The organism is Pseudomonas xionganensis (assembly GCF_009763245.1).
In the GTDB taxonomy this organism is placed as follows: domain Bacteria; phylum Pseudomonadota; class Gammaproteobacteria; order Pseudomonadales; family Pseudomonadaceae; genus Aquipseudomonas; species Aquipseudomonas xionganensis.
Map to the genome: position 1 here is coordinate 316,734 of NZ_WKJZ01000002.1, position 22,346 is coordinate 339,079.

Consider the following 22,346-nt stretch of genomic DNA (forward strand, 5'->3'; position numbering starts at 1 on the left):
GGGGCGGTGCCGGGCGACTGGGTGGTCAGGCCCAAGCTGCGTACACTCGCGCCATCATCAGCGAGGAGCACGCCATGCGCACCCTGTACCAGTTTCCGATTTCCCATTACTGCGAAAAGACCCGCTGGCACCTGGAGCACAAGGGTCTGGAGTACCGGGTCGACAACCTCTTCCCCGGCCTGCACCGTTTCAAGAGCCAACGGCTGGCGGGCATCCGTACCCTGCCCATCCTGCAGGACGGTGACCAGAGCATCGGCGATTCGACCCAGATTGCCCTGTATCTGGAACAGCACTACCCCGACAAGCCGCTGCTACCTACCGATGCCAAAGAACGCCAGCAGGTGCTGGAGCTGGAGGAACGCTTCGACCGCCTCGGCGTGCATGTGCGACGCTGGCTGTATGGCCAGATCAAGGACTGGGAGTCGGTGATGCACGCCATGCTCAAGGTCTATCGCCCCCTGCTGGGCCTGCGCGATCTGATGAAGCCGGTGCTGATCAACGGCGTGCAAAAGCTCTATGGCGTCACCCCGCAGCGGGTCGCCCAGTCCCAGGCCGAACTGCTGGAAGGCCTGGCCCTGATCGAGTCACGCATCCAGGGCGACCCGTCGCGCTATCTGGTCGGTGAGCAGTTGAGCCTGGCCGATATCAGCGCCGCTGCCCTGTTCGCCCCGCTGTTCACCCCGGCCGGAACGCCCTGGGCGGGTATCGCCGGGCACGATGGCAAGACCCAGGCCTTTCTCGACGAACTGCACGCCCACCCCGCCGGACAATGGGTGCTGCGCCGCTATGCCGCGGATCGCTGACAGCCGCTTTAGTAGATTTTTAGGATTTGCCTAGGGTCTATTTCGCAACGCGCCGAACAGCGCCCACCTAGGATGGAGCCCCTGTCACGGCCCGGTAGCACCGGGCCTTTACCTCAAGGAGCCCCACCATGAATGCCCTGTCCCGCCGCTGGATCTATGTCGCCGTTGTGTACTTCTGCCTGGCCGTTGGCCTGGGCGTATTTATGGGGGCCAGCGGCGACCACCGGATGATGAGCGTGCATGCCCACCTCAACCTGCTGGGCTGGGTCACCCTGAGCCTGGTGGGCATCATCTACCACTACTTCCCCCGCGCCGCCGCCAGCCGCCTGGCCAGCCTGCAGTTCTGGCTGCACAACCTGGCCCTGCCGGTGATGATGGTGGCCCTGGCCATGAAGATCACCGGCACGCTCCAGGCCGGCCCGGTGCTGGGTGTCGCCGCCATGGTGCTACTGCTGGCCGTGCTGCTGTTTGCCGGCAACCTGTTCTGGCGCCGCGCCTGATCAGCCCGCCTCCACCTGCTGCAGCACAACCGCCCGGTTGAGCTGCAGACGCAGGCGTCCGCGCCCACACTTGTGCAGCTCAATATCGGTACTGCGCTCGGCCAGACGACGCTGCAGCAGAATCAGCCGGGCCTCCAGATTGTCGTCCAGCTCCGGCAAGCGCAGGGTCGGATCCAGGCGCAGCTCACGATTGCTGAACTCGCGCCGGCCCTGCTGATACAGATTGAGCAACCGCCAGAAGATGGCCCCGGCCACGCCCTTGATCAGGTAGTCGTCATCGACAAACAGACTGCTGTTGACCGGGTAGTAGCGCACCTGCAGCGGCGGTCCCGGCGGCACGAGCGGAGCCGCACCCTCCTCGACCGGCTCCGGCGTATCCTCGGCCAGTTGCTGCAGGGCCAGGATCGAGGCCCCGAGCTGAGCCGCCAGCAGCATCAGGGCATCTTCCTCGTCATAGCCGAAGCGATGGGGCTGGGCACTTTCCACATGCAGCACCCCGAGCAGGCGCGCTCCGGCCAGGATCGGCACCGACAGCTGGCTGTGGGGCTCGTCCAGACCGGGAAAGGCGATTTCGGTTTCCAGCGCGCTACCATCGGCTGCAGCCAGGTGCTCGTGAATCACCCGTCGATAGGCATACTCCGAGGCCAGGTGGGCGATGCGGATGGGCGTGCGGCACTGCGCCGCCATGCCGATGATGCCGCGTCCAACGGGGAACTCGGACCCCACCCCGGACTGCGCATAGCCATGGCTGGCCACGGTGTAGAGCTTCTCTGCAGTCGGGTCGAGCAGCAGGATCATGGCCTGGGGCATGTTCAGCTGTGCAGCCAGCCCTTGCAGACACTGTTCCAGCAGTCCGGCCAGCTCGGCGCAGGTCGCCAGGCGCTCACTCAGCTGACGCAGGCGAGCGATATGACAGGCTCCCTCCTGACTGACCGGCACCTCTGCCCCGGGCACATAATCGACGGCCAGCACCTGATAGATATCCGCGCCCTGCAGCCGAAACACCTCGCTCATGCCGGCATTGGAGGCGATGCCGGCGAGCTTGGCCTTCATGCTCTCGAACAGCGGGCCGCTGGTTTCCGTGCGCCGATACAGCAACGCCAGACGATAGCGCGCGCTGCTCTGCGGATGCAGCAGAAAAACCGTGGCCTGGGGATTGGCCAGGATGTTCTCGCGGGTCTTGTTGAAGAACTGGAAGGACAGCGCCACATGGCCCGGATCCACGTAATGCACCTGGCTGACCAGGGTGACGTTGGGTATGCCCTGGGCATCGCAGGTGGCCACCGCCGCCGGCACCGCGCCTTCCAGGCAGGGACGGATGCTGTCCAGGGTCGGCCGCCGGTTCATGCCTGGGGCTCCAGACGCTGCCCCGCGCGGGGGCCGGGGGTCTGATCGAACAGGTCGCTCAGGGTAAAGCGCAGGGCACACAGCTGCTCGGTGCAAAAACCATGGGTGGCACGGGCAAAGGGCTCGGCATAGCCCAGGGGCAGCAGATCCTCGGCGAAAGCCTGGACATGGACGCTGGCTCGCTCGACATCGCCGGGCGCAAGCTCAACCAGGCAGGCATCATGGCCCTTGAGCTGCAGGGTGCGGTGACTGCTGGGCCGGCAGAACACCACGGCCAGTTCACCGCACTCGGCCACATCGCGCAGCAACTGCTGGGACTGACCGGCATCGAGCAACAGGGTGACCTGGCGGCCATCAGCCGCCACCCGACAACCCACGGCCTTGCTCACCGACGGCACCAGGCGCACATCGCGGGACGCCACGGCAATGGACACCCCGCTCTGGATAAAGTCGATCTGCTCCGCGTCCAGCATCATGCCGCCCCGTCAGCCACTGCCAGCACTAATCTTGCCGCCTTACGCCCCGCCTGCAAAGCCGCTGCGCCCAAGGCTACGCACATAGAGCGCCTCGACCTTCTCCCGCGCCCAGGGGGTGCGGCGCAGAAAGGTCAGACTGGACTTGATGCTGGGGTCACTCTTGAAACAGCGAATGTCGATGCGCTGGGCCAGACCGTCCCAGCCATAGTGCTCGACCAGGGCAGTGAGTATGGCTTCCAGGGTCATGCCGTGCAGGGGGTTGGCTGGGGTTGGGCTCATGGCAGGCCTATGTCGCGAAAGAAAGAGGCGCCACCTTAGCCAAGCTGGCCTGGCAGGGGAAGCATGGGCAGACAGCGGTGCCAGAATCCAGCCATGCAGGAAGGATGCGTTTGATACCGGACTGGCAACTAAGTGTGTGTGGCCGATGACTGGGCACTATCCATTATCGCGTCGTCTGATCTGATGGGTTTCGCCCCTTACGGGCGACTCACTTGATTCGCTGCGCTCACCCTGCGGGCCAGCCTGCGGCTGTTACTCCGCTTCGCTTCGTAGCTTTTGCTTGTGCAAAGAAAGTAAGCAAAGAAACACACCCCGCCATCCGGCCCTGCGCTTCGCTCCGGGTTCCCTCGCTCCATCACCGCTCCAGGGGCACGCCGCGAAGGGCCATCCCTGGCCCATCGCGGCTCTCGCGGCATCCATGCCGCTCAACCCCTTCCACAGCGATTCCACTCGGCCTCCTGATGGGGACTTGGGCGTCGCCTGTGCCATTGCAGTTAAAGAGCAAAAGCAAAAACTACAGACACCACTCTGTGTGTGTTGGAGAAAATCTTGCAAGCTCGCGGCCCGGTCCCGTCAGGAGGCCGAGCGCAGCGAATCAAGTAACGCACCCGTGAGGGGCGCAACCAAAACGCCCTGCACACGCGACAATCGGCCATGCCACGACATGAGCGGCGCCGCACACAAACTTGCCAGTCCGGTATCAATTGGCCCTGCGCATTAACCCATGAAAGGCCTCAAAAAAAACCGGCCCAACAGCAAGGCTGTGGGCCGGCGAAGCACTATCGGGTCGTCGGGGGAGCTGCCGGGGCGGCGCTCAGCATAAGAATCCACCCCGGCATGACCGGCCTGCGGACGACCAGCCACAGGCAGGCTGTATCTACTGCTTAGGCCAGCTTGCGCTCGACCTCGTCGAACTGCTGCTGCAGGGCCGCTTCCGGCTCCTTGGTCATCAGGCTGACGATAACGATGGCCAGGGTCGCCAGGATAAAGCCGGGGATGATCTCGTACAGGTCGAAGATGCCGCCGGACAGCTGCTTCCACACCACCACGGTGATACCACCGAGGAGGATGCCGGCCAGGGCGCCGTTGCGGTTCATGCGCTTCCAGTACAGCGACAGCAGGATGGCCGGGCCGAAGGCGGCGCCGAAGCCGGCCCAGGCGTAGGACACCAGGCCCAGTACGGTGTTGTCCGGGTTCATGGCCAGCACCAGGGCGATGATGGCAATCAGCACCACGGCGCCACGACCGATCCACACCAGCTCCTGATCACCGGCATCCTTCTTCAGAATGGCCTTGTAGAAGTCTTCGGCCAGGGCCGAGGAGCTGACCAGCAGCTGCGAGTCGGCGGTGGACATGATCGCGGCCAGTACGGCGGCCATCAGGATACCGGCTACCACCGGATGGAACAGGCTGTTGACCAGCACCATGAAGACGGTTTCGGCGTCGGCCAGATCGGTTTCCAGATAGCCTACTGCGACCCAACCGATGGCCAGGGCTGCAAACAGGGTCAGGGCAGTCCAGCTGACCGCGATACGGCGGGCAGTGGGCATGTCCTTGTCGTCGGAGATGGCCTTGAAGCGCGCCAGGATATGCGGCTGACCGAAGTAGCCCAGGCCCCAGCCCAGCAGGGACAGGATGGCGATGATGCCCAGGGGCTGGCCCTTGGCGTCATTGAAGAAGGTCAGCAGTTCCGGGTTCTTGGCCTGGATGGCCAGATGCGCAGCCTCGACGCCGCCTACGGCATTCAGGGCAAACACCGGCACCAGCACCAGGGCAGCAGCCATCAGCAGGCCCTGCACCACGTCGGTCCAGGCCACGGCGAGGAAACCACCGAACAGGGTGTAGGAGACCACGGCCAGGGTACCGATCACGACAGCGATCTGATAGTCAAAGCCGAATACGGTTTCGAACAGCTTGCCAGAAGCCACCAGACCAGAACTGGTATAGAACAGGAAGAAGGTCAGGATGATCAGCGCCGACACCACCCGCAGAGCGCGGGATTTGTCGTTAAAGCGGTTCTCGAAGTAGGACGGCATGGTCACCGAGTCATTCGCCGAGTGCGAGTAGATCCGCAGACGCTGGGCCACGAACAGCCAGTTGAGCCAGGTACCGGCCAGCAGGCCGACGGCGATCCAGGTGGCTTCGAAACCGGCCACCAGGGCATAGCCCGGCAGGCCCAGGAGCAGCCAGCCGCTCATATCCGAGGCACCGGCGGAGAGGGCCGCGGTGGTCGGGCCGATGGAACGGCCGCCGAGGATATAGTCGGACAGGTTGCTGGTGCGCTTGTAGGCCACCAGGCCCAGCCAGAGCATCAGGACCAGGTAGACCACGAAGGTCACCCCTACAACAAAAACGTTTTGCTCGTTCATCTTGTTGTTCTCGTGTTGGCACGGCTCAGGCCGTGACTTGGGTTTGATACGACCGCGGTAGGCGGTCTCTTTCTGAAACCGCAACACCGGACACGCAAGGTTTGCCCGGTGTGCGGCGGAGCAGGCTTATGGCCCACCCCTGTTCTACTGGCAACGCGTGCCCGGCCCCCAGGCCCGGGCACGGCGCTTATTCGTCGCCCAGCGACAGCAGCGAGGCGTTGCCGCCCACTGCGGTGGTGTTGACCGAGGTGGTGCGCTCGTTGGCAAAGCGCAGCAGGTAGCTCGGGCCACCGGCCTTGGGCCCGGTGCCGGACAGGCCGCAGCCGCCGAAGGGCTGCACGCCGACCACGGCACCGATCTGGTTGCGGTTGACATAGAGGTTGCCGACCCGCGCCAGGGCCTCGATGCGCCGCGCGGTTTCCTCGTTGCGGCTGTGCACGCCGAGGGTCAGGCCGAAGCCGGTGCCGTTGATCGCGGCGACTACCTGCTCCAGTTCGCTGGCCTCGAAACGCACCACGTGGAGGATGGGGCCGAAGTTCTCTTTCTTGAGCTCATGGATACCGCCGATCTCGAAGGCCACCGGCGCCACGAAGTGGCCATTGAGGCCTTCCGGCAGACGCGCTTCGGCGATCAGCTTGCCTTCGTTCTTGAGCTGCTGGATATGCGCCAGCAGGCCTTCGCGGGCCTCGGCGTCGATCACCGGGCCCACATCGCTCTCGCGCAGGTGGGTCGGGCCGACCTTGAGCTCGGCCATGGCGCCCTTGAGCAGGTCGATCACCCGCTCGGCAATATCGCTCTGCACATAGAGCACGCGCAGGGCCGAGCAACGCTGGCCGGCGCTGGTGAAGGCGGACTGCACGGCATCCTTGACCACCTGCTCGGGCAGCGCGGTGCTGTCGACAATCATGGCGTTCTGCCCGCCGGTTTCGGCGATCAGCGCGGCGATCGGGCCGTCTTTCTCGGCCAGCTGGCGGTTGATGATGCGGGCGGTGTCGGTGGAGCCGGTAAAGCACACGCCGGCGACGCGGGCATCGCGGCAGAACACGCCGCCCAGGGTAGCGCCGTCGCCCGGCAGGAAGGCAATCACATCATTCGGCAGGCCGGCCTCGAACATCAGCTCCAGGGCGCGGGCAGCGATCAGGCTGGTCTGCTCGGCCGGCTTGGCCAGTACGCAGTTGCCGGCCACCAGGGCGGCAGTGATCTGGCCCAGGTAGATGGCCAGGGGGAAGTTCCACGGGCTGACGCAGACGAAGATACCGCGGCCTTCATGGAACAGCTCGTTACGCTCGCCGGTAGGGCCGACCAGCTCTTCACGGCCCAGACGCAGGCGCGCCTGCTGGGCGTAGTAACGGCAGAAGTCCACCGCCTCGCGCACTTCGTCGATGCCATCCTGCATCGACTTGCCGGCTTCCACGGTGCACAGCGCCATCAGCTCGGCGCGGTTGACTTCCAGCAGGTCGGCCAGGCGATCAAGAATCGCGGCCCGTTCCTCGATGGCGGTGGCATTCCAGCGCGGCCAGGCGGCCTGCAGCCCATCCAGCGCCTGGGCAGCCTGGGCAGCCGTGGCGAACTCGGCGCTGCCCACCTGCTTGCTCAGGTCATAGGGGCAGAACACCGCAGTCGTGGTGCCGCTCAGACGCTGGCCATTGATCACCGGCGCGGCTTGCCACTGACGGTTGAGGTGCGGGGTGTAGGCGAGCTCCAGCTCGGCCCAGGAATTCTGGATATTCATATTGAGGCCTTGGGAATTTTTCCGCGCGTTGCCGAACAACGCCGGCGGAAGGGAGATTTTGTCATTGCCGAGCGTCTTGAACTTGCGCAGTTGCGTCACCGGGTGATCGAGAAGGGACTCCACCGGCACACTCGGGTCCACCAGCTGGTGAACAAAGGAGGAGTTGGCGCCGTTTTCCAGCAGACGCCGCACCAGATAGGGCAGCAAATCCTTGTGCGCACCGACCGGGGCGTAGATGCGTACGGTCTTGCCGTGCTTCTCCAGCACCGTGTCGTACAGCGCATCGCCCATGCCATGCAGGCGCTGGAACTCGAACTCGCGGGGCTGCTTCTGCTCCGCGGCAATGGCCAGGATGCAGCTGACGGTGTGAGCGTTATGGCTGGCGAACTGCGGGTAGATCACCCCACGGGTGAACTCCGAGAGCAGGAACCTCGCGCAGGCCAGGTAGGAGGTGTCGGTGCCTTCCTTGCGGGTAAATACCGGATAGCCGTCCAGGCCCTGGACCTGGCACTGCTTGATCTCGGTGTCCCAGTAGGCGCCCTTGACCAGGCGCAGCGGCATCTTCTCGCCCAGCTCCTTGCCCAGCAGGGTCAGCCACACCAGCACCGGCAGGCAGCGTTTGGAGTAGGCCTGCACCACCAGGCCGAACTCGCCCCAGCCCTTCAGGGCCGGATCGCGCATCAGTTTTTCATAGAGCTCCAGGGACAGTTCCAGGCGGTCGGCCTCCTCGGCGTCCACCGAGATGCCCACGTTCAGGCTACGGGCCAGGACTGCCAGCTCACGTACGCTTGCGAACAGTTCGGTCAACACACGCTCGCGCTGGGCCACTTCATAGCGCGGGTGCAGGGCCGACAGCTTGATCGAAATGGACGGCTTGGGCCCGTTGCCCACCTGGGGCTCGGCGCCCACGGTCTGGATAGCCTTGCGGTAATCGGCCATGTACTTGGCCGCATCGTCTGCGGTCAGGGCCGCCTCGCCGAGCATATCGAAGGAATAGGTGTAGCCCTTCTCGCGCTCGCCACGGCCGTTTTTCAGCGCCTCGCCGATATTGCGGCCCAGCACGAACTGCTTGCCCATCAGCTTCATGGCCTGGTTCATGGCGGCGCGGATCACCGGCTCGCCGGAACGCTGGATCAGCTTGCCCAGCACGTTTTTCGGCCGGCCGTCGGTGGTCTGCGGGTCCACCACCTTGCCGGTCATCACCAGGCCCCAGGCGGCGAAATTGACCAGCACGCTGTCACTCTGGCCGAGGTGACGCTCCCACTCGGCGGCAGACAGTTTGTCGCGGATCAGCGCATCGGCGGTGGCGGCGTCGGGTACACGCAGCAGAGCCTCGGCCAGGCACATGAGCATCAGCCCTTCCTGGGTGTCGAGGCTGTACTGACGAAGAAGTGCGTCGAGGGTATCGACGGCATTGTCCCGGCTACGTACATCCTGAATCAGGGTACGGGCATTGCGGCGGATAGCCTCGATGCCGGTCTCACCGGGGTCGGCGAGCTCAAGGAGCTCAGTAAGATAGGCTGCCTCGTCAACGCTGTAGTTGGCGCTGATGACAGGGAAAAAATCGGCGGCCTTGGCGGCCGAGATCCGGTCAAGGAACTCGTCCTGCAAGACGTGACTGGCTTTGAACATCACGCCCATCCTCTTGTGGAGACTGTTTGTTATGGGTCTAGCGCAGCCACGCTGGTCTTACCAATGTTAATTGGGCAAAAGATTGCGCAGCACGCCAGTGGATGACGGAATTTAGTGGCAGAGCCATGACAGCTTCTTGCTGAAAACTCTGGAGTTTTTGCAAAAAACTCCAGCACCGGGAACTATTGGCGAACAGCTGTTTGAATCGACCCTGCCCCGCCTGCCGGCATGAGGCCACCACTGATCGCCACAACCGGGCCGCACCGGCAAAGCGCCAGGGCGCCACCTAGACTGGCCTTATCGATGCAAGGGCGCGATGCAGGAGCGCAGGCATGCTGAGCCAGGAAGTGTCCGACTACTCCATCTACCGGCGGGTGGTGTCGCAGCTGATGCAGGGTGAGGAGCAGCTACCCAGCCTGCCCTCCATTACCCTGGATATTCGCCGCGCCCTGAGCGATACCCAGACCAGCATCGGCAGCCTGGTGCACCTGATCAGCCGCGATCCGGGCCTGGCCGCACTGCTGATGAAGCACGCCTGCAGCGCCCTGTACCGGCAAAGCCGCCAGCCACAGAGCCTGCACGAGGTGATTCAGCTCCTGGGCATGCGCGAGGTGGATCGCATCACCATGGCCCACAGCATCAAAAGCCTGTTCACCCTGCACAGCCCGGCGCACAAGCAGCTGTTCGTCGAGGCCTGGGGCCGCCTGGTGATCAAGGCCAGTACCTGCGCCATGCTCGCCCGCCTGCTCAGCCGTATCACCCCCGAGCATGCCTTGCTGGCCAGCCTGCTCAGCGAGGTGGGCACCCTGGCGGTGCTCTCGGCCTTCAAGGACGAGGCGGTAATTCCCTCCAGTGAGCTCTACTACAAGCTGTGCCGCGAATACAGCAAGCCACTGAGTGTGATCGTGCTGAAGAAATGGGCGGTGGACAGTGAATATATCGAGGTGATCCGCGAAACCGGCCACTGGCATTTCAGCCGCAACCAGCGCCTGGATCTGCTCGATCTGGTCAATCTGGCGCTGTATCACGCCCTCAAGGAGCGCCATGTGGACAGCCCACTGCCACCGCTGCAGGAACTGGCCGCTTACCAGAAGATCCTCCCGCCTCAGGACTTTATCGGCGAGAACGGCGAACTCAGCCTGGTGATCAGCCACCGCGGCGATATCCAGGCCATTGCCGAAAGCCTGCGCTAACGGTGCGCTGCCATCAAAGCGCAATACAACTGGCCTAGAGTGCGCCCACTATTGATCGAGGAGCGCGCCGTGAGCCGTTCGACCCGCCACCTGTGCAAGACCCTGGACATGATTGCCGCCAACCACGAATCCGCCGCCATCGCCGTGATGCGCGCCGCCGAGCGCATCGGCGATGAACTGCTCAAGCAGCAGCTGCTTAACGTGATCCACCGCATGAACCTGGACGCCGCCCAACTGCGCAATGCCCGCGAGGAAATTGCCGGCCAGGAACTCAAGCGCGCCTGAACAGCCCCCTTGGGCCTGTTTAAGCTCGCGCTAGCGCCCGTTTTTGACGCTGCAGGGCCGACACGCAGCAGATCGCAGGCAGGTTCTCAGCGATCGATAATCTGCCCGCGCATGGGCGCCAACCTGGCCAGCAGGCGGTTCTGCGCGGGGATGGCGATGCCCTGTTCGGTCATCGCCGCCTGCAGATTTTCCACCAGGGCGTTGAAGTCGCTGGGGGTCAGGTTAAGGCCGGTGTGGCTCTCCTCCATGCTGTCGCCGCTGTAGGTGCAGGGCCCGCCCGCCTCCATGCAGAACTGCTCCACCAGCTTGTCGCGCAGGCGCTGGATATCGACGTCCTCGAAGTGGTGAACGATGCGCGGATCGGCAGCGATCTTCAGCAACATGCCTTCGACCACCGCTTCGATGCCGGCCTGATCGCCCAGGGCGCGGTACAGGCTGTCGTCCCGGGGCGGTTGCTGGGCGCAGGCGCTCAGGGCCAGCAGCAGGGCAATGATCGGTAGACGCATACCTAGAAGCTCCCCTGAATGGATAGATAAACCCCATCCTGATTCTCCAGGCTGGCGATTTCACCCAGGCGGGCATAGGCCAGCACCACGGCCAGGTGCTTGTTGGGGAAATAGCCGACAAACAGGTCGGCCCAGTCGCTTTCCCCGGCAAAGCTCAGGTTGTCCGGTTTCTCCCGGTACTCCACGCCCAGGGCCCAGTGCGGGTTGAACAATACGGCGATTGAACCTTCCTTGAGCACCGAGTGGCGATCGCGGCGATCACCGCCAAACCCCAGCAGACCCAGCTCGTTGGCCCGGCTGTAGCGCAGGCCGCCGTTGAGCAGCAGGTTGTAGCCGAAGGCGCCACCGAGGATCAGCCGGCTGGCGCTCAGATAGCCCTCGGTATCCTTGCGGCGCTGCGCCCCTACCAGACTGGGAATCAGGAAGTCGCGCTGACGCTTGTGCTGCAGGCCCAAAGATACCTGCGGCAGGCGGTCGTAGATCAGGTCGCCAAACAGGCGCAGCTTGAGGCCGAAGATATCCTGGCTCAGGCTGTTTTCCGGCAGGTTCAGATTGCGCGCCAGGTTGCCTAGGTCGAAGCGCTGGCGGGCATAGGACAGTTCGATGCGGTTATCGAAGGAGGCGGCGACCCCGGCCACATCCAGGCGATAGTCGCCAGTCTCGACCCGGGTGGCGAAGACATCCGCGCCCCACTCGCCGCGCTCGCCATAGCCGGACAGCACCGCCCAGGGTGTGATGCCGCCGCCGGCTGCACCCTCGAGACTGCTGGCGCCCCCTGTGGCCAACAGGCGGCCATCGGCCAGGCTCAGGCAGGAGAACAGACCCAGGCCCAGCAGACTGAGCATTCGCATCATGAGTGCACCTCGCGGTTGGCAGCCTCGTGGTATTGCCCCAGCCAGCTTTCGAAGGCCTGGGCCGCCAGGGGCCGACTGATCAGATAGCCCTGGGCGGTGTCGCATTGCCAATGCTGCAGCAGACTCAGGCTGCGCTCGTACTCGACCCCCTCGGCCACCACCTTGAGGCCCAGGCTGTGACTCATGTCGATGGTGGAGCGCACGATGACCGCGTCTTCACTGGCTTCGTCCAGTTCGCGGATAAACGACTGGTCGATCTTCAGCTCCTGCACGGGCATGCGCTTGAGCTGGGTCAGGGAGGAGTAGCCAGTGCCGAAATCATCCACCGACAGGCCGATGCCGGATGCCCGCAGATCCTGCAGCACCTGCAGGGCCAGCTTGGGGTTGAGCATCACCCCGCTTTCGGTGACTTCAAAGATCAGCTGCTCAGCCGGCACCTGGTATTGCCCCAGCAGCTGCGCCACCCGTTGCGGCAGCTGCGGGTCGATCAGGTCGGCGGTGGAGATATTCAGCGACACCTGCACTCGCAGATCCCGCTCGGCCCACTCGGCCAGCTGGCGCATCACCTCTTCGATCACCCAGGCGGTGAGCGCCTGAATGCTGCCGGTGTGTTCGGCCAGGGGGATAAATTCCCCCGGCGAGACCATGCCCAGCTGCGGGTGCTGCCAGCGCAGCAGGGCCTCGGCCTGGCGTACCCGGCCGCTGGCAATATCCAGTTTGGGCTGGTAGTGCAGCAGCAACTCGCCACTTTCCGGGGCGCGGCGCAGGTCGCGGATCAGCAGCATCTGCCGTTGTCGGGCATCGTCGCGGCCACGCTGATACAGCTGCATGCGACCCGGCTGCTGAGCGGCGTCCTGCATGGCGATACCGGCCCGGCGCAGCAGGTCTTCGGGGTTGTCACCATCGCCGGGGAAGGCGGCGATGCCGAAGCGGCAGTCCAGGATCACGTCCTGGGTGCCGATATGCAGTGGCTTGAGCAACAGTTGCTGAAGTTTGTCGGCAATGGCCACGGCGCTGTCACTGTCGCAGTTATCCAATTGCAGGAGGAACTCATCGGCGATCAGCCGTGCCAGGCTGTCACCCGGCCGCAGCGCCGCCTGCAGGCGCCGGCCCAGTTGCTGCAGGGCCAGATCGCCGCCTTCCTGGCCGAGGCTGTCGTTGACCGCGCGGAAGTTACCAATGCCGAGATGCAGCAACGCGGTGCGACGCCCGGCGGTGATGGCGCTACCCAGACGTTCCAGGGCCAGGGTGCGATTGGGCAGACCGGTGAGCGCGTCGTGCAAGGCGTTGTGGGCCAGCTGCCGCTCGCGTTCGGCGATACCCGTCTGCATGCTCTGCAGGGCCTTGGCCAGGCTGCCCAGCTCGTCACTGCGCTGCATGGCAATGGCCACCTGATAATCCCCCTGCCCTACCCGCTCGGCCACGGCCGCCAGTTGCTGGACCGGCTGCGACACATTGCGCGCCAGCAGCAGCGCACCACCCAGGGAGGCGAGCAGGGCCGCCAGGGCAATCAGCAGGATATCGCGATCCAGCCCGGCAAAGGCCTGCTCGGCCTGGGTCAGGGATTTGTGCAGCAAGGCCTGGACAGCAAAGCCTTCACCTTCGGCCAGGGAGAGCTGCAGGCCCAGGTACTGCTGCTCGGCCAGACGCTGCACCTGATCGAAGGTGGCTGAAGACAGAGAGGCCTGCAACTGCAGGCGCTGGGGCTCGCTCAGGGTGCTGATCCAGATATCCGCCTGGCCCTGCTGGCTGGCCACCAGGGTCAGATCCAGGTGGGTCAGTTCGCGCAGCTCTGCGGCAAAGGCCTGATCCACGACAAAGCCCATCATCACCCGGGCAATCGGCAGCGGCGCATTGACGCTGGTCTGCACCAGCAGGTAGATGCGCTCGGCAATGGGCATCAGAAAAATCGTCACGCCTTCGCGCTGGCGCTGCATCACCTGCTCACTCAGGCGCTGGGCTATGGCCCCGCTGATCTGCGGCTCGGTGCTGACCTCCAGGCTGCCATCGAGGTCGAGCATCATCACCGCGGCGGCATTGATCCGCGCGCCGTGGTTGGCCAGGGCCGAGCGGATGGTGTCGCGATCGTCGCTGGCCAGCGCCTCCTTGAAGCCGAAATCCGCGGCCAGCACCTGCACCGCATCGTGCAACTGGCGTCCGCGCACCTCCAGCAACTGCTGGAACACCAGGCTGCCGACCTCCAGCTGCTCGCGCGCCTGAGCCCGCACCGCGGCGCTGGTGGCGGTCTGCACGGCCACATACAACGCGGCGATCACCACCAGCAGCAACAGCACCAGCACACTGGCGATGCGTGTCTGGAAACTATTGCGCAGCATCACGGGCCTGCTTGAAGGCATCGCCAAAGCTGCTCTTCGGGGCGCTGCCCGGCGCCGCCACAGCCGCTTGCACGGCCAGGCTATAGCGCTGTGTACTGAGCCCCTCGCCCAGCTGCAGCTCTCCACCGGGCTGGCTCAACATATCCGCCAACTTCGGGTGCCAGAGGCTGACCCGATAGCGTCCGGGCGGCAGCGCATCGAGCTGTACCCGGCCCTGCTCGTCACTGACGGCAAACCAGGGATCGTCGGTGACATACACATAGCCCAGCATCCAGTCATGGATATTGCAGCCCAGCACCACCACCCCGGGCGTATCGAACAGCACCGGCGCGCTGGGCGTGCCCTTGTACAGGCGCAACTCGAAACGCTTGGCCGGCGAGAAGGAGTAGACGTGATGGCGGATATCGTCGCTGTTGGGGAAGCTCACCGCCGTGCCGGTGCGCACCGCCAGTACATGGGGCACAAACTGCTGAGCGCGCTGATCCATCAACCCGGGCGCGGCCTGGGGCGCCTCACCCAAGGGCCCCTGCAGGCTGATCACGGCACTGCCCAAGGGTTGACCGGCACTGTCGACCAGCTCGGCCTGCAGGCTGGCGGCCCAGAGTGAAGGAGCGGCGAGAACCAGCAGCCCCAGCCACAGCGCTCGGAAAACAGACATGCTCATAAAAGGTACTCATAGGGGACGCAGGCAGGGCAGCAACAGACAGCATGCCCTCACCACTTCATGCGCCGGTGCCATGCAGCTTAGTCGGGCCAAGGCCTCAGGTCATCCGCAAAGCAGCAGCACAAGGACACAAGTACGATGTACGGGCTTTTCCGGGGGAAGGTTTGTGTTACGGCGTTTTACTCGGCACCGCGCAGGCGCTTGGGGGTCAGCCCCAGGTAGCGACGCATGGCGGTGGTCAGGGCGCTCTGGCTGGAAAAGCCGCATTCTTCGGCGATGCGCACCAGCGGCAGAGGGCTTTCGCGCAGCAACCGGGCGGCGCGATCCAGGCGGGTTTTCAGCAGGTACTGATGGGGCGTCAGGCCCACGCTGTCCTTGAACTGGGCGTGGAAGTGACTGGGGCTCAGGCAGGCTTCCTGGGCCAGTTCGGCGACGCTGATGCGCCGCGCCAGGTGTTCGAGGATATAACGGTCGATGCGCTCCATATCCAGCGGCCCCGGCGTGCGTCCGGTCTGCTCGCCGAACAGGCGCAGGTGCAGGGCGCGCAGCAGCACGCCGCCCAGGGAGCGCGCCAGCATGGGGTCGGAACCGTAGCGTTCCAGCTCGGCGCCGGCATAACTGAGCAGGTTCTGAAAGTCGGCATCCAGCTGCGGGTAACGTGGCGTCTCGAACAGATGGGTCAACAGGGCCAGGTCCGCATCCGGGGTGCCCTGCTCGTCCAGGTCGATGATCAGCATGCGGTTGTCGCCCATGCCGGCGAACTGATGATCGGCATCCCCCGGCACCAGGCAGGCGCGCATGCGGCACACCTCGCCGCCGCGCCCGTTGACCTCGAACTCCGCCCGCCCAGCCAGGGACAACACCAGTTGATGGTGGTCATGGGTGTGCTCGTGGGCTTGATCATCGAGACGCAGCAGGCGCGCTTTGAACATGACAGGGGCAATCCGGAGGCGATGGTGGAACTTTAACCAGTTGCGCCCCCGCTCGTCACCCTCACCGACCAGTGGCTGGCCAGTATCTTGCTACCAGTGGCTTATGCCTTTCCGCTTCAGGGAGCCTCTGCCCATGTCCAGCGCCCATTCCAGCGCCCCCGCACTTCGTCCCCAGGGCTTATTCTGGCTGGTGATTGCCTGCTGGCTGGCCAGCATGGCGCTGGCCCTGCACGACCAGCCCTGGCCGGCTCTGCTGGCGTTGCTGGGCGGCCTGCTGAGCTATCAGTGGCAGCACCAGCGCCAGCAGCGTCAACTGCAACAACTGCAGCACGGGCTGGTTCAGTTGGGCGCCGACGGCGCCCCGGATCTGCACGACCTGATTCTCCAGCACAGCCAGCAACAGCGCAGTGCCGAACGCCTGCGCAGCGAGGTGCAGTTCGCCGGCCAGGCCCTGGTAACCATGGCTGCTGACGCCGAACAACGCAGCCAGAACCAGGGCCAGCAGGTGGAGCAGATCGACCAGGCCAGCGCTGCCATCGCTCAGACCCTGACGCGCATCCAGCAACTCGGCCAGCAGGCGGCCAGCGCCTTCCAGCTGGCGCACCAAAAAAGTGAAGCTGGCTGCCAGGACGCCCAATCCGTGGGCGCGGCCATGCGCGACATTCGCCATAGCCTGGGCCGCACCGCCGAGGCAGTGAGCCAGCTGCTGAACCATACCCAGGCGGTGGAAAGCTCCCTGCACAGCATCCAGAGCCTGGCCAAGCAGACCCAGCTGCTGGCCCTCAATGCCTCCATCGAAGCGGCCCGGGCCGGCGAGCACGGCCGTGGTTTTGCCGTGGTTGCCAACGAGGTACGCCAACTGTCCCAGGCCAGTGACCAGGCCGCGCTGCAGATCACCCGGGTGGTGAGCGATATCGGCCAGGCCGTGCACAGCGTCCGCCACGAAGTGGAGGAACATCGCCAGCTGCTGGATCAGGGCGCCAGCCAGAGCCAGGCCCTGGCCAACGAGTTGCACCAGCTGGCCCAGCACAACCAGCTCAGCCTGGATCAGCTGCACAGCCTGCAACAGGCCCTGGATGAACACGGCAGCGCCAGCCAGGTGCTGCACCAGCAGCTGCATGGCATCGCCAGCGCCACCGCAGCCCAGCGCGAACAGTCCCACGAGCTGCACAGCCTGACCCAGTACCTGAGTCGGTTGACCACAGTCGCTACCCCTTCGAGGTGAACCATGGATACCTGGCTCAATCCCGCCCTCGGCGCCCTGCTGCTGATCAGCGTCCAGGGCCTGATGCACCTGCACCGGCAACGCCGCCTGGCGCAGCAGGCCCGCCAGCACAGCGCCAGCCTGCAACTGGCTCTGGAACTGTTGCAGAACTTGCAGAAGCACCGCGGTCTCGGCCCCTTGAACGATGCGCCAAGCCTGCGCCAGCGCAATGAAATCGCTCACCAGCTGGATCTGCTCTGGCGGCGCTGGCCAGGCGCCAGCGCCGCCCTGCCGGATCTGGCAACCCGCTGGCCGGCCCTGCGTGCCCAACCCGCCGACTTCAATGGCCACTGCCAACTAATCGAACAGGTGCTGGCAGCCATCCAGTTACTGGAGCTGCGCCTCGGCGCCCACCACAGCGGCCCTCTGCCCGGCATCGGCGAGGCCTGCCGCGGCCTGGAAGACCTCGGTCGGCTGCGTGCCCTGTCGGTTCGGGCCGCCAACCACTCGCGCTGCCCACTGGAGCTGCAGATCCAGATGCGCTACCTGTGTCAGCGGCTCGCCGGTTCCAGCTGCGAACAGCCTGTGCAGCGGGTGATCGAGCGCCTGGACCGCGAACTGATCGGCGCAGCGCAGATTCGCCTGGCTCCCATGGACTGTTTCGCCCTGCTTACACCGCTAATCGATGAACGCCTGCAAGGCATGCAGGCGCGCCTGGCCTGAAAACGGGCAGCCGCGCGCACCAAATTGGCCAGCCGACGCCGCCTGCGCACAACAAGGAGGCAGATCAACCCCCGCTGGATAAGTAATAAGTCCGCAATAGAGCGGCTCCAGGCAGCTGGCAGGAGAGTTGCAATGGCTCTACCTGCACGCTTTTCGTGCCACTGCCGCTGCAAGGAGTCACCATGGAACTCGGTCTTGCCATTGCCCTGGCCCTGGGTCTTTATCTGCTGGGTCACTACCTCAACCGCCGCGCCCACCGGCAACATCAACAGCATCTCAATGCCCTGCAGAGCGCCACCCTGCAACGTGCCATTGCCCTGCTGCAACACCTGCAAAAGCACCGCGGCCTGGGCGCCCAGCAGGACATCAGCAGCGTCAGCCAGCGCAATGTTCTGGCCCGCCAACTCGACCAGCTCTGGCTCAACTGGCCAGGTCCCAGCCTGCAGCTTGCGCCCCTGCAGCAAGACTGGCCGAAACTGCGCCGCCATCCGGCCGACTTCGCAGCCCACTGTCAGGTCATCGAGGGCCTGCTGCAGGTGATCGAGCAGCTGGAGGAACGCCTGCGCCTGGCCGGCAATCCGCCCCTGCAGGGCATCGGCGCACTCTGCCGCAGCCTCGAAGACCTCGCCCGCCTGCGCGGCCTGGCAGTACGCGCAGCCAACTACCAGCGCTGCCCCAGCGGCCTGCAGGAGCAGATGCGTCAGCTCTGCCACAAACTGGAGCACAGTGGCGCCAGCACCGCCCTGCACCAGACCCTGCAGCGCCTGGAGCAGGACCTGATCGACGCTCCCCGGATACGCCTGGCGCCACGGGACTGCTTCGAACTGTTTGCGCCACTTATCGACGACTGCCTGGGGCCGCTGCGGCACAATCCTGGTCTGGGCCTGTGACCACCACCCGAGCAAAACCGCTATGCTGGCGCCTACTGTCTACTGACCGGAGCCCGCCATGCCCGTTCTGCGTTTAACACTCGTGCTCGGCCTCGCCCTGCTAAGCGCCTGCGCACAAAAATCCACCACCAGCCTGGCCCTGCACCAGAAACAGCAGAGCCAGTGTCCGTTGACCCTGCACACGGGCCAGCAACTTATCCTGCGCATGCCCAGCAACCCCACCACAGGCTTTCGCTGGCTAGTGCGCGACTCGGCCGCCAACGTTCTGCAAAGCCTCGGCCCCGAGGTCTACAGCAACCCGGAAGATGCAGGGCTGGTCGGCAGCGCCGGGGTTTCCACCTGGCGTTTCGAGGCCATACAGGCGGGGGAAGGTCGCCTACACCTGACCTATGAGCGCCCCTGGGAAGTCGGCGTGGTGCCCGCCCAACGCTTCGACTGCGAGATTCGGGTCAAGTAAGTCGGCGCCAAATACCCCTTGCCCTGACGCCTGTGGCATTGCCCGCCGCGATGGCCGGGCCCATAGTGCGGCTGCGACGAAAGGAGGGATTTGATGCGCTGGTTATTCCTGGGGCTGGCAGGCGCCGCACTGTTTACCTACGCCCGCTTGCATGATCTGGTGGAACTGGGCCTGCTGAGCAAAGGCATACCAGTGCTGGCCATGCTGCTGTGGCTACGCCAGGCCCCAGCCGGCCATTATCGCCGCTGGATCAGCCTGGGCCTGCTGGCCTCACTGGCCGGCGACCTGCTGCTGGAATGGCCGGCGGATCTGTTCGTCTTCGGTCTGGGCGCCTTTCTGCTGGCCCATCTGGCCTATCTGCGTGCCTACCTGAACAGCTGCCGGCACGCCGCGTGGCCAGCCCTGCTGCTGGCGGCGAGCACTGGAGCGGGCATCTTCAGCCTGCTGGCCAGTGGCGGCCTGGGTGACCTGCTGCTGCCGGTCGGTCTCTATGCCCTGGCCATTAGCGCCATGCTCTGGCGCGCCCTGGCCCGTCTCGGTCAAGCCCATCTGTCGCGCACGTCGACCTGGCTGGCCGCCCTTGGCGCCACCCTGTTCGTGCTCTCCGACAGCCTGATAGGCATCAACCGTTTCGTCCAGCCCTTCGCCGCCGCCCCGCTGGCCATCATGATCAGTTACTGGCTGGGCCAATGGCTGATCGCCGCCTCCACCTTTGCCACCACAAACGAGCAGGCCCGCGATTAATCAGCTATAGCAAGTACAACAGTGACCTGATAAGGAACCGCCGCCATGGCAGCGTCCAGGCATGCAGTCACCCTATGCCTTCTGTTGCTCAGCATACCCGGATGCAGCAGTCTGCTGCCCAGCGAGCACGCCGAAGCGCGTTCGCCCTTCGATGACTACCTTGACTCTGAAATGCGTTATTCCAAGGCCATTCCCGGCAAGACAACACGCTCCGAACTCTTTGCTCTGGGCTTTGACCCCCTGACCCAGAGCAACGGCAAAATGTTGTCCTTTATCGACATCCGCCTGATGTTCGTACAGGCCAATGTGCCCATCGACTATCTGCCCGACGGTTTACTACAATGCCTGCAGGCCAAGGATCGCTGCATCGGCTATGCCTTCGAGTTTAATAAAACCGATACCAAGCGGGTGGGCAACTTCTGGGCCGATGCCTTCAACTTTCGCAAGAAACGTGAGCTGCAGGGCTGGAATTTCCGCGCCGTATTCGTGCTGGTGGACAACATGCTGGTGCATAAGTTGAGCAACGGCGAGCCGAATATCCGCCGCTACGAAGTCAAGCGTAATCCACTGGGACCGTTACAAGGGGCCGGTGGATTTATTCTCGACCAAATGCAGTAATCCAGGTTTGGCTGGGCGCCGGACTTGGCTAGAATGCCCGCCTTTGCCAGCCAGTACCGCCACCGTGAAACAGCAGCCCGACCGCCTCTTTGCCCAGCCCCTGGATCAGGTACCCGACTTCGTCTTCAACGAGGACGTGGTGCGGGTCTTCCCCGACATGATCAAGCGCTCGGTGCCGGGCTACCCGACCATTGTCGAGAATATCGGCGTGCTGGCCGGACAGTTTGCCCAGCCCCATAGCATGCTGTACGACCTGGGCTGCTCCCTGGGCGCGGTGACCCAGGCCCTGCGCCGCCATGTGCAGATCGAGGATTGCCGGGTGATCGCCGTGGACAATTCCAACGCCATGGTCCAGCGCTGCCGTGAGTACCTGCACGCCCAGGACTCGATGTTTCAGGAACTGCTGCCGGTGGAGGTGATCGAGGCTGACATTCTCAGCCTGGCGTTCCAGCCCGCCTCCCTGGTGGCACTGAATTTCACCCTGCAATTTATCCAGCCCGAACAGCGCCTCGAATTGCTCACGCGGATTCGCCAGGCCCTGTTGCCTGGCGGTGCGTTGATTCTCTCGGAAAAGCTGCGCTTCGAGGATGTGCAACAACAGGAACTGCTGGGCGATCTGCATATCGCCTTTAAACGGGCCAACGGCTACAGCGAGCTGGAAATCGCCCAGAAGCGCAGCGCCATCGAGAAGGTGATGCTGCCAGACAGCCTGGAACAGCACCGCGAGCGTCTGCTGGCTGCGGGTTTCAGCCAGGTCGTGCCCTGGTTCCGGTGCCTTAACTTCGCCTCGATGATTGCCCTGCCATGATCAATCGCCTCGACCTCGACGCCCTGCAGGCCGCGCTGGCCGGCACACCACTGCAGGACTGGGCGGCTGATTTGCCCGGGCAGATCGACGCCAAGCTGGCGGTCGGCCATGGCGACCTACCGCGCTGGTATGGAGCCGTGCAGGCATTGCCACAACTGAACGTCGAACACCTGGAGTTACAGCACAGTTTCAGTTTTAACGGGCCGTGCGACGAGCCCACCCGCGCTGCGCTGAAAACTGCCCTGCAGGGTCTGATTCCCTGGCGCAAGGGGCCGTTTCATCTGTTTGACGTGCATGTGGATACCGAATGGCGCTCTGACTGGAAGTGGCAACGGGTCGCCCCCCATCTGGAGCTGCAGGGCAAGCGCGTGCTGGATGTGGGCTGCGGCAATGGCTACTACATGTGGCGCATGCTCGGCGCCGGCGCCCACAGCGTGGTGGGTATCGACCCCAACTGGCTGTTTCTCTGCCAGTTCCTGGCGATGAAGCACTACCTGCCGGATCAGCCCGTCTGGCACCTGCCCCTGGCCTTCGAGGAGTTGCCGGGCAAGCTGCAGGGCTTCGATACAGTGTTCTCCATGGGTGTGCTGTACCACCGCCGCTCGCCCATCGATCATTTGCTCGACCTCAAGGACTGCCTGGTCAAGGACGGCGAGCTGGTGCTGGAAACCCTGGTGGTGGAAGGCGATGTGGAGCAGGTGCTGGTGCCGGAGGACCGCTACGCGCAGATGCGCAACGTCTGGTTCCTGCCCTCGGTGCCGGCCCTGGAGCGCTGGCTGCGCCGTGCCGGCTTTGTCGATGTGCGCTGCGTGGATGTCAGCACCACCAGCGTGGAGGAGCAGCGCGCCACCGAGTGGATGCGCTTTCAGTCGCTGCCTGAGTTTCTCGACCCGGCCGACCATAGCCGTACCGTGGAGGGCCTGCCGGCACCCTGCCGCGCCGTGCTGGTGGCGCGCAAACCGTAAACCGGATACATCACAGCTCCCGTAGGGTG

General features: G+C 64.5%; 22 protein-coding genes. 12 read left to right on the forward strand and 10 right to left on the reverse strand.

The window, feature by feature from the left end:
- Positions 1 to 74: 74 nt before the first annotated feature.
- Positions 75 to 803 (forward strand): glutathione S-transferase family protein, encoded by a 729-nt coding sequence (locus tag GJV18_RS14070; RefSeq protein WP_218572113.1) that lies wholly within the window; start codon positions 75 to 77, stop codon positions 801 to 803.
- 128 nt (positions 804 to 931) lie between these two features.
- The gene (locus GJV18_RS14075; RefSeq protein WP_160346657.1) at positions 932 to 1,303 is read left to right on the forward strand and encodes a hypothetical protein; all 372 of its coding nucleotides are present in this window, start codon (positions 932 to 934) and stop codon (positions 1,301 to 1,303) included.
- Here GJV18_RS14075 and GJV18_RS14080 read toward each other — a convergent pair whose 3' ends face one another.
- The 5 genes from GJV18_RS14080 to putA all read right to left on the reverse strand — a co-directional run bounded on the left by GJV18_RS14080 (position 1,304) and on the right by putA (position 9,138).
- Complete coding sequence (locus GJV18_RS14080) at positions 1,304 to 2,650, reverse strand: GAF domain-containing protein (protein ID WP_160346659.1); 1,347 nt, start codon at positions 2,648 to 2,650, stop codon at positions 1,304 to 1,306. It lies immediately after the preceding gene.
- Positions 2,647 to 3,126 carry a hypothetical protein gene (locus tag GJV18_RS14085; protein ID WP_160346661.1) on the reverse strand — a complete coding sequence of 160 codons (480 nt, stop codon included), beginning with the start codon at positions 3,124 to 3,126 and terminating at the stop codon, positions 2,647 to 2,649. The genes GJV18_RS14080 and GJV18_RS14085 overlap by 4 nt, the downstream gene beginning before the upstream one ends.
- 39 nt (positions 3,127 to 3,165) lie before the next feature.
- The gene (locus tag GJV18_RS14090) at positions 3,166 to 3,405 is read right to left on the reverse strand and encodes a VF530 family protein (RefSeq protein WP_160346663.1); all 240 of its coding nucleotides are present in this window, start codon (positions 3,403 to 3,405) and stop codon (positions 3,166 to 3,168) included.
- 884 nt (positions 3,406 to 4,289) lie between these two features.
- Positions 4,290 to 5,774, reverse strand: a complete 1,485-nt coding sequence (gene putP, locus GJV18_RS14095; protein WP_160346665.1) for a sodium/proline symporter PutP — start codon at positions 5,772 to 5,774, stop codon at positions 4,290 to 4,292.
- A 187-nt stretch (positions 5,775 to 5,961) separates the two neighbouring features.
- The gene (gene putA, locus GJV18_RS14100; RefSeq protein WP_160346667.1) at positions 5,962 to 9,138 is read right to left on the reverse strand and encodes a bifunctional proline dehydrogenase/L-glutamate gamma-semialdehyde dehydrogenase PutA; all 3,177 of its coding nucleotides are present in this window, start codon (positions 9,136 to 9,138) and stop codon (positions 5,962 to 5,964) included.
- A 332-nt stretch (positions 9,139 to 9,470) separates the two neighbouring features.
- On the opposite strand from putA, the gene GJV18_RS14105 reads away from it, so the two are divergent.
- Positions 9,471 to 10,331, forward strand: coding sequence for an HDOD domain-containing protein (locus tag GJV18_RS14105; protein WP_233280178.1), 861 nt, complete (start codon positions 9,471 to 9,473; stop codon positions 10,329 to 10,331).
- A 69-nt stretch (positions 10,332 to 10,400) separates the two neighbouring features.
- The gene (locus tag GJV18_RS14110; RefSeq protein WP_160346669.1) at positions 10,401 to 10,616 is read left to right on the forward strand and encodes a hypothetical protein; all 216 of its coding nucleotides are present in this window, start codon (positions 10,401 to 10,403) and stop codon (positions 10,614 to 10,616) included.
- Positions 10,617 to 10,702: 86 nt separating this feature from the next.
- Here the strand turns inward: GJV18_RS14110 and GJV18_RS14115 are convergent, their stop codons facing one another.
- From GJV18_RS14115 to GJV18_RS14135, 5 genes are all read right to left on the reverse strand, one after another.
- Positions 10,703 to 11,122 (reverse strand): group I truncated hemoglobin, encoded by a 420-nt coding sequence (locus tag GJV18_RS14115; protein ID WP_160346670.1) that lies wholly within the window; start codon positions 11,120 to 11,122, stop codon positions 10,703 to 10,705.
- Positions 11,123 to 11,124: 2 nt separating this feature from the next.
- Entirely contained in the window at positions 11,125 to 11,973 is an 849-nt protein-coding gene (locus GJV18_RS14120) for a DUF3034 family protein (protein ID WP_160346989.1), read from the reverse strand.
- Entirely contained in the window at positions 11,973 to 14,312 is a 2,340-nt protein-coding gene (locus GJV18_RS14125) for a putative bifunctional diguanylate cyclase/phosphodiesterase (protein ID WP_160346672.1), read from the reverse strand. Before GJV18_RS14125 ends, GJV18_RS14120 begins: the two co-directional genes overlap by 1 nt.
- Positions 14,299 to 14,976, reverse strand: coding sequence for a methylamine utilization protein (locus GJV18_RS14130; protein ID WP_233280179.1), 678 nt, complete (start codon positions 14,974 to 14,976; stop codon positions 14,299 to 14,301). Before GJV18_RS14130 ends, GJV18_RS14125 begins: the two co-directional genes overlap by 14 nt.
- Positions 14,977 to 15,155: 179 nt before the next feature.
- Positions 15,156 to 15,908 (reverse strand): helix-turn-helix transcriptional regulator, encoded by a 753-nt coding sequence (locus GJV18_RS14135; protein ID WP_160346674.1) that lies wholly within the window; start codon positions 15,906 to 15,908, stop codon positions 15,156 to 15,158.
- 652 nt (positions 15,909 to 16,560) lie between these two features.
- On the opposite strand from GJV18_RS14135, the gene GJV18_RS18935 reads away from it, so the two are divergent.
- The 8 genes from GJV18_RS18935 to cmoB all read left to right on the forward strand — a co-directional run bounded on the left by GJV18_RS18935 (position 16,561) and on the right by cmoB (position 22,317).
- A complete protein-coding gene (locus tag GJV18_RS18935) occupies positions 16,561 to 17,133 on the forward strand; it encodes a methyl-accepting chemotaxis protein (RefSeq protein ID WP_233280191.1) in 573 nt (190 codons plus the stop codon).
- A 3-nt stretch (positions 17,134 to 17,136) separates the two neighbouring features.
- A complete protein-coding gene (locus GJV18_RS14145; protein WP_160346677.1) occupies positions 17,137 to 17,835 on the forward strand; it encodes a hypothetical protein in 699 nt (232 codons plus the stop codon).
- Between the two features lie 182 nt (positions 17,836 to 18,017).
- Complete coding sequence (locus tag GJV18_RS14150) at positions 18,018 to 18,725, forward strand: hypothetical protein (RefSeq protein WP_160346679.1); 708 nt, start codon at positions 18,018 to 18,020, stop codon at positions 18,723 to 18,725.
- 58 nt (positions 18,726 to 18,783) lie between these two features.
- On the forward strand, positions 18,784 to 19,182 hold the full coding sequence (locus GJV18_RS14155) for a protease inhibitor I42 family protein (RefSeq protein ID WP_160346681.1): 399 nt from the start codon (positions 18,784 to 18,786) through the stop codon (positions 19,180 to 19,182).
- A gap of 93 nt (positions 19,183 to 19,275) precedes the next feature.
- Entirely contained in the window at positions 19,276 to 19,926 is a 651-nt protein-coding gene (locus GJV18_RS14160; protein ID WP_160346683.1) for a lysoplasmalogenase, read from the forward strand.
- 45 nt (positions 19,927 to 19,971) lie between these two features.
- Positions 19,972 to 20,544, forward strand: coding sequence for a hypothetical protein (locus GJV18_RS14165; protein WP_160346685.1), 573 nt, complete (start codon positions 19,972 to 19,974; stop codon positions 20,542 to 20,544).
- A gap of 64 nt (positions 20,545 to 20,608) precedes the next feature.
- Complete coding sequence (gene cmoA / locus GJV18_RS14170) at positions 20,609 to 21,352, forward strand: carboxy-S-adenosyl-L-methionine synthase CmoA (protein ID WP_407692364.1); 744 nt, start codon at positions 20,609 to 20,611, stop codon at positions 21,350 to 21,352.
- Entirely contained in the window at positions 21,349 to 22,317 is a 969-nt protein-coding gene (gene cmoB, locus GJV18_RS14175) for a tRNA 5-methoxyuridine(34)/uridine 5-oxyacetic acid(34) synthase CmoB (RefSeq protein WP_160346688.1), read from the forward strand. The genes cmoA and cmoB overlap by 4 nt, the downstream gene beginning before the upstream one ends.
- Positions 22,318 to 22,346: the final 29 nt, after the last annotated feature.

Excerpts from the sequence above, each read along its gene's own strand:
- GJV18_RS14155 (WP_160346681.1), top strand. The coding sequence starts at position 18,784 with ATGCCCGTTCTGCGTTTAACACTCGTGCTCGGCCTCGCCCTGCTAAGC.
- GJV18_RS14115 (WP_160346670.1), bottom strand. The coding sequence starts at position 11,122 with ATGCGTCTACCGATCATTGCCCTGCTGCTGGCCCTGAGCGCCTGCGCC.
- GJV18_RS14070 (WP_218572113.1), top strand. The coding sequence starts at position 75 with ATGCGCACCCTGTACCAGTTTCCGATTTCCCATTACTGCGAAAAGACC.
- GJV18_RS14165 (WP_160346685.1), top strand. The coding sequence starts at position 19,972 with ATGGCAGCGTCCAGGCATGCAGTCACCCTATGCCTTCTGTTGCTCAGC.
- GJV18_RS14150 (WP_160346679.1), top strand. The coding sequence starts at position 18,018 with ATGGAACTCGGTCTTGCCATTGCCCTGGCCCTGGGTCTTTATCTGCTG.
- putP (WP_160346665.1), bottom strand. The coding sequence starts at position 5,774 with ATGAACGAGCAAAACGTTTTTGTTGTAGGGGTGACCTTCGTGGTCTAC.
- cmoB (WP_160346688.1), top strand. The coding sequence starts at position 21,349 with ATGATCAATCGCCTCGACCTCGACGCCCTGCAGGCCGCGCTGGCCGGC.
- GJV18_RS14080 (WP_160346659.1), bottom strand. The coding sequence starts at position 2,650 with ATGAACCGGCGGCCGACCCTGGACAGCATCCGTCCCTGCCTGGAAGGC.
- GJV18_RS18935 (WP_233280191.1), top strand. The coding sequence starts at position 16,561 with ATGCGCGACATTCGCCATAGCCTGGGCCGCACCGCCGAGGCAGTGAGC.
- GJV18_RS14120 (WP_160346989.1), bottom strand. The coding sequence starts at position 11,973 with ATGCGAATGCTCAGTCTGCTGGGCCTGGGTCTGTTCTCCTGCCTGAGC.
- GJV18_RS14145 (WP_160346677.1), top strand. The coding sequence starts at position 17,137 with ATGGATACCTGGCTCAATCCCGCCCTCGGCGCCCTGCTGCTGATCAGC.
- GJV18_RS14075 (WP_160346657.1), top strand. The coding sequence starts at position 932 with ATGAATGCCCTGTCCCGCCGCTGGATCTATGTCGCCGTTGTGTACTTC.
- GJV18_RS14105 (WP_233280178.1), top strand. The coding sequence starts at position 9,471 with ATGCTGAGCCAGGAAGTGTCCGACTACTCCATCTACCGGCGGGTGGTG.
- GJV18_RS14125 (WP_160346672.1), bottom strand. The coding sequence starts at position 14,312 with ATGCTGCGCAATAGTTTCCAGACACGCATCGCCAGTGTGCTGGTGCTG.
- GJV18_RS14135 (WP_160346674.1), bottom strand. The coding sequence starts at position 15,908 with ATGTTCAAAGCGCGCCTGCTGCGTCTCGATGATCAAGCCCACGAGCAC.
- GJV18_RS14160 (WP_160346683.1), top strand. The coding sequence starts at position 19,276 with ATGCGCTGGTTATTCCTGGGGCTGGCAGGCGCCGCACTGTTTACCTAC.
- putA (WP_160346667.1), bottom strand. The coding sequence starts at position 9,138 with ATGTTCAAAGCCAGTCACGTCTTGCAGGACGAGTTCCTTGACCGGATC.
- GJV18_RS14130 (WP_233280179.1), bottom strand. The coding sequence starts at position 14,976 with ATGAGCATGTCTGTTTTCCGAGCGCTGTGGCTGGGGCTGCTGGTTCTC.
- GJV18_RS14090 (WP_160346663.1), bottom strand. The coding sequence starts at position 3,405 with ATGAGCCCAACCCCAGCCAACCCCCTGCACGGCATGACCCTGGAAGCC.
- GJV18_RS14085 (WP_160346661.1), bottom strand. The coding sequence starts at position 3,126 with ATGATGCTGGACGCGGAGCAGATCGACTTTATCCAGAGCGGGGTGTCC.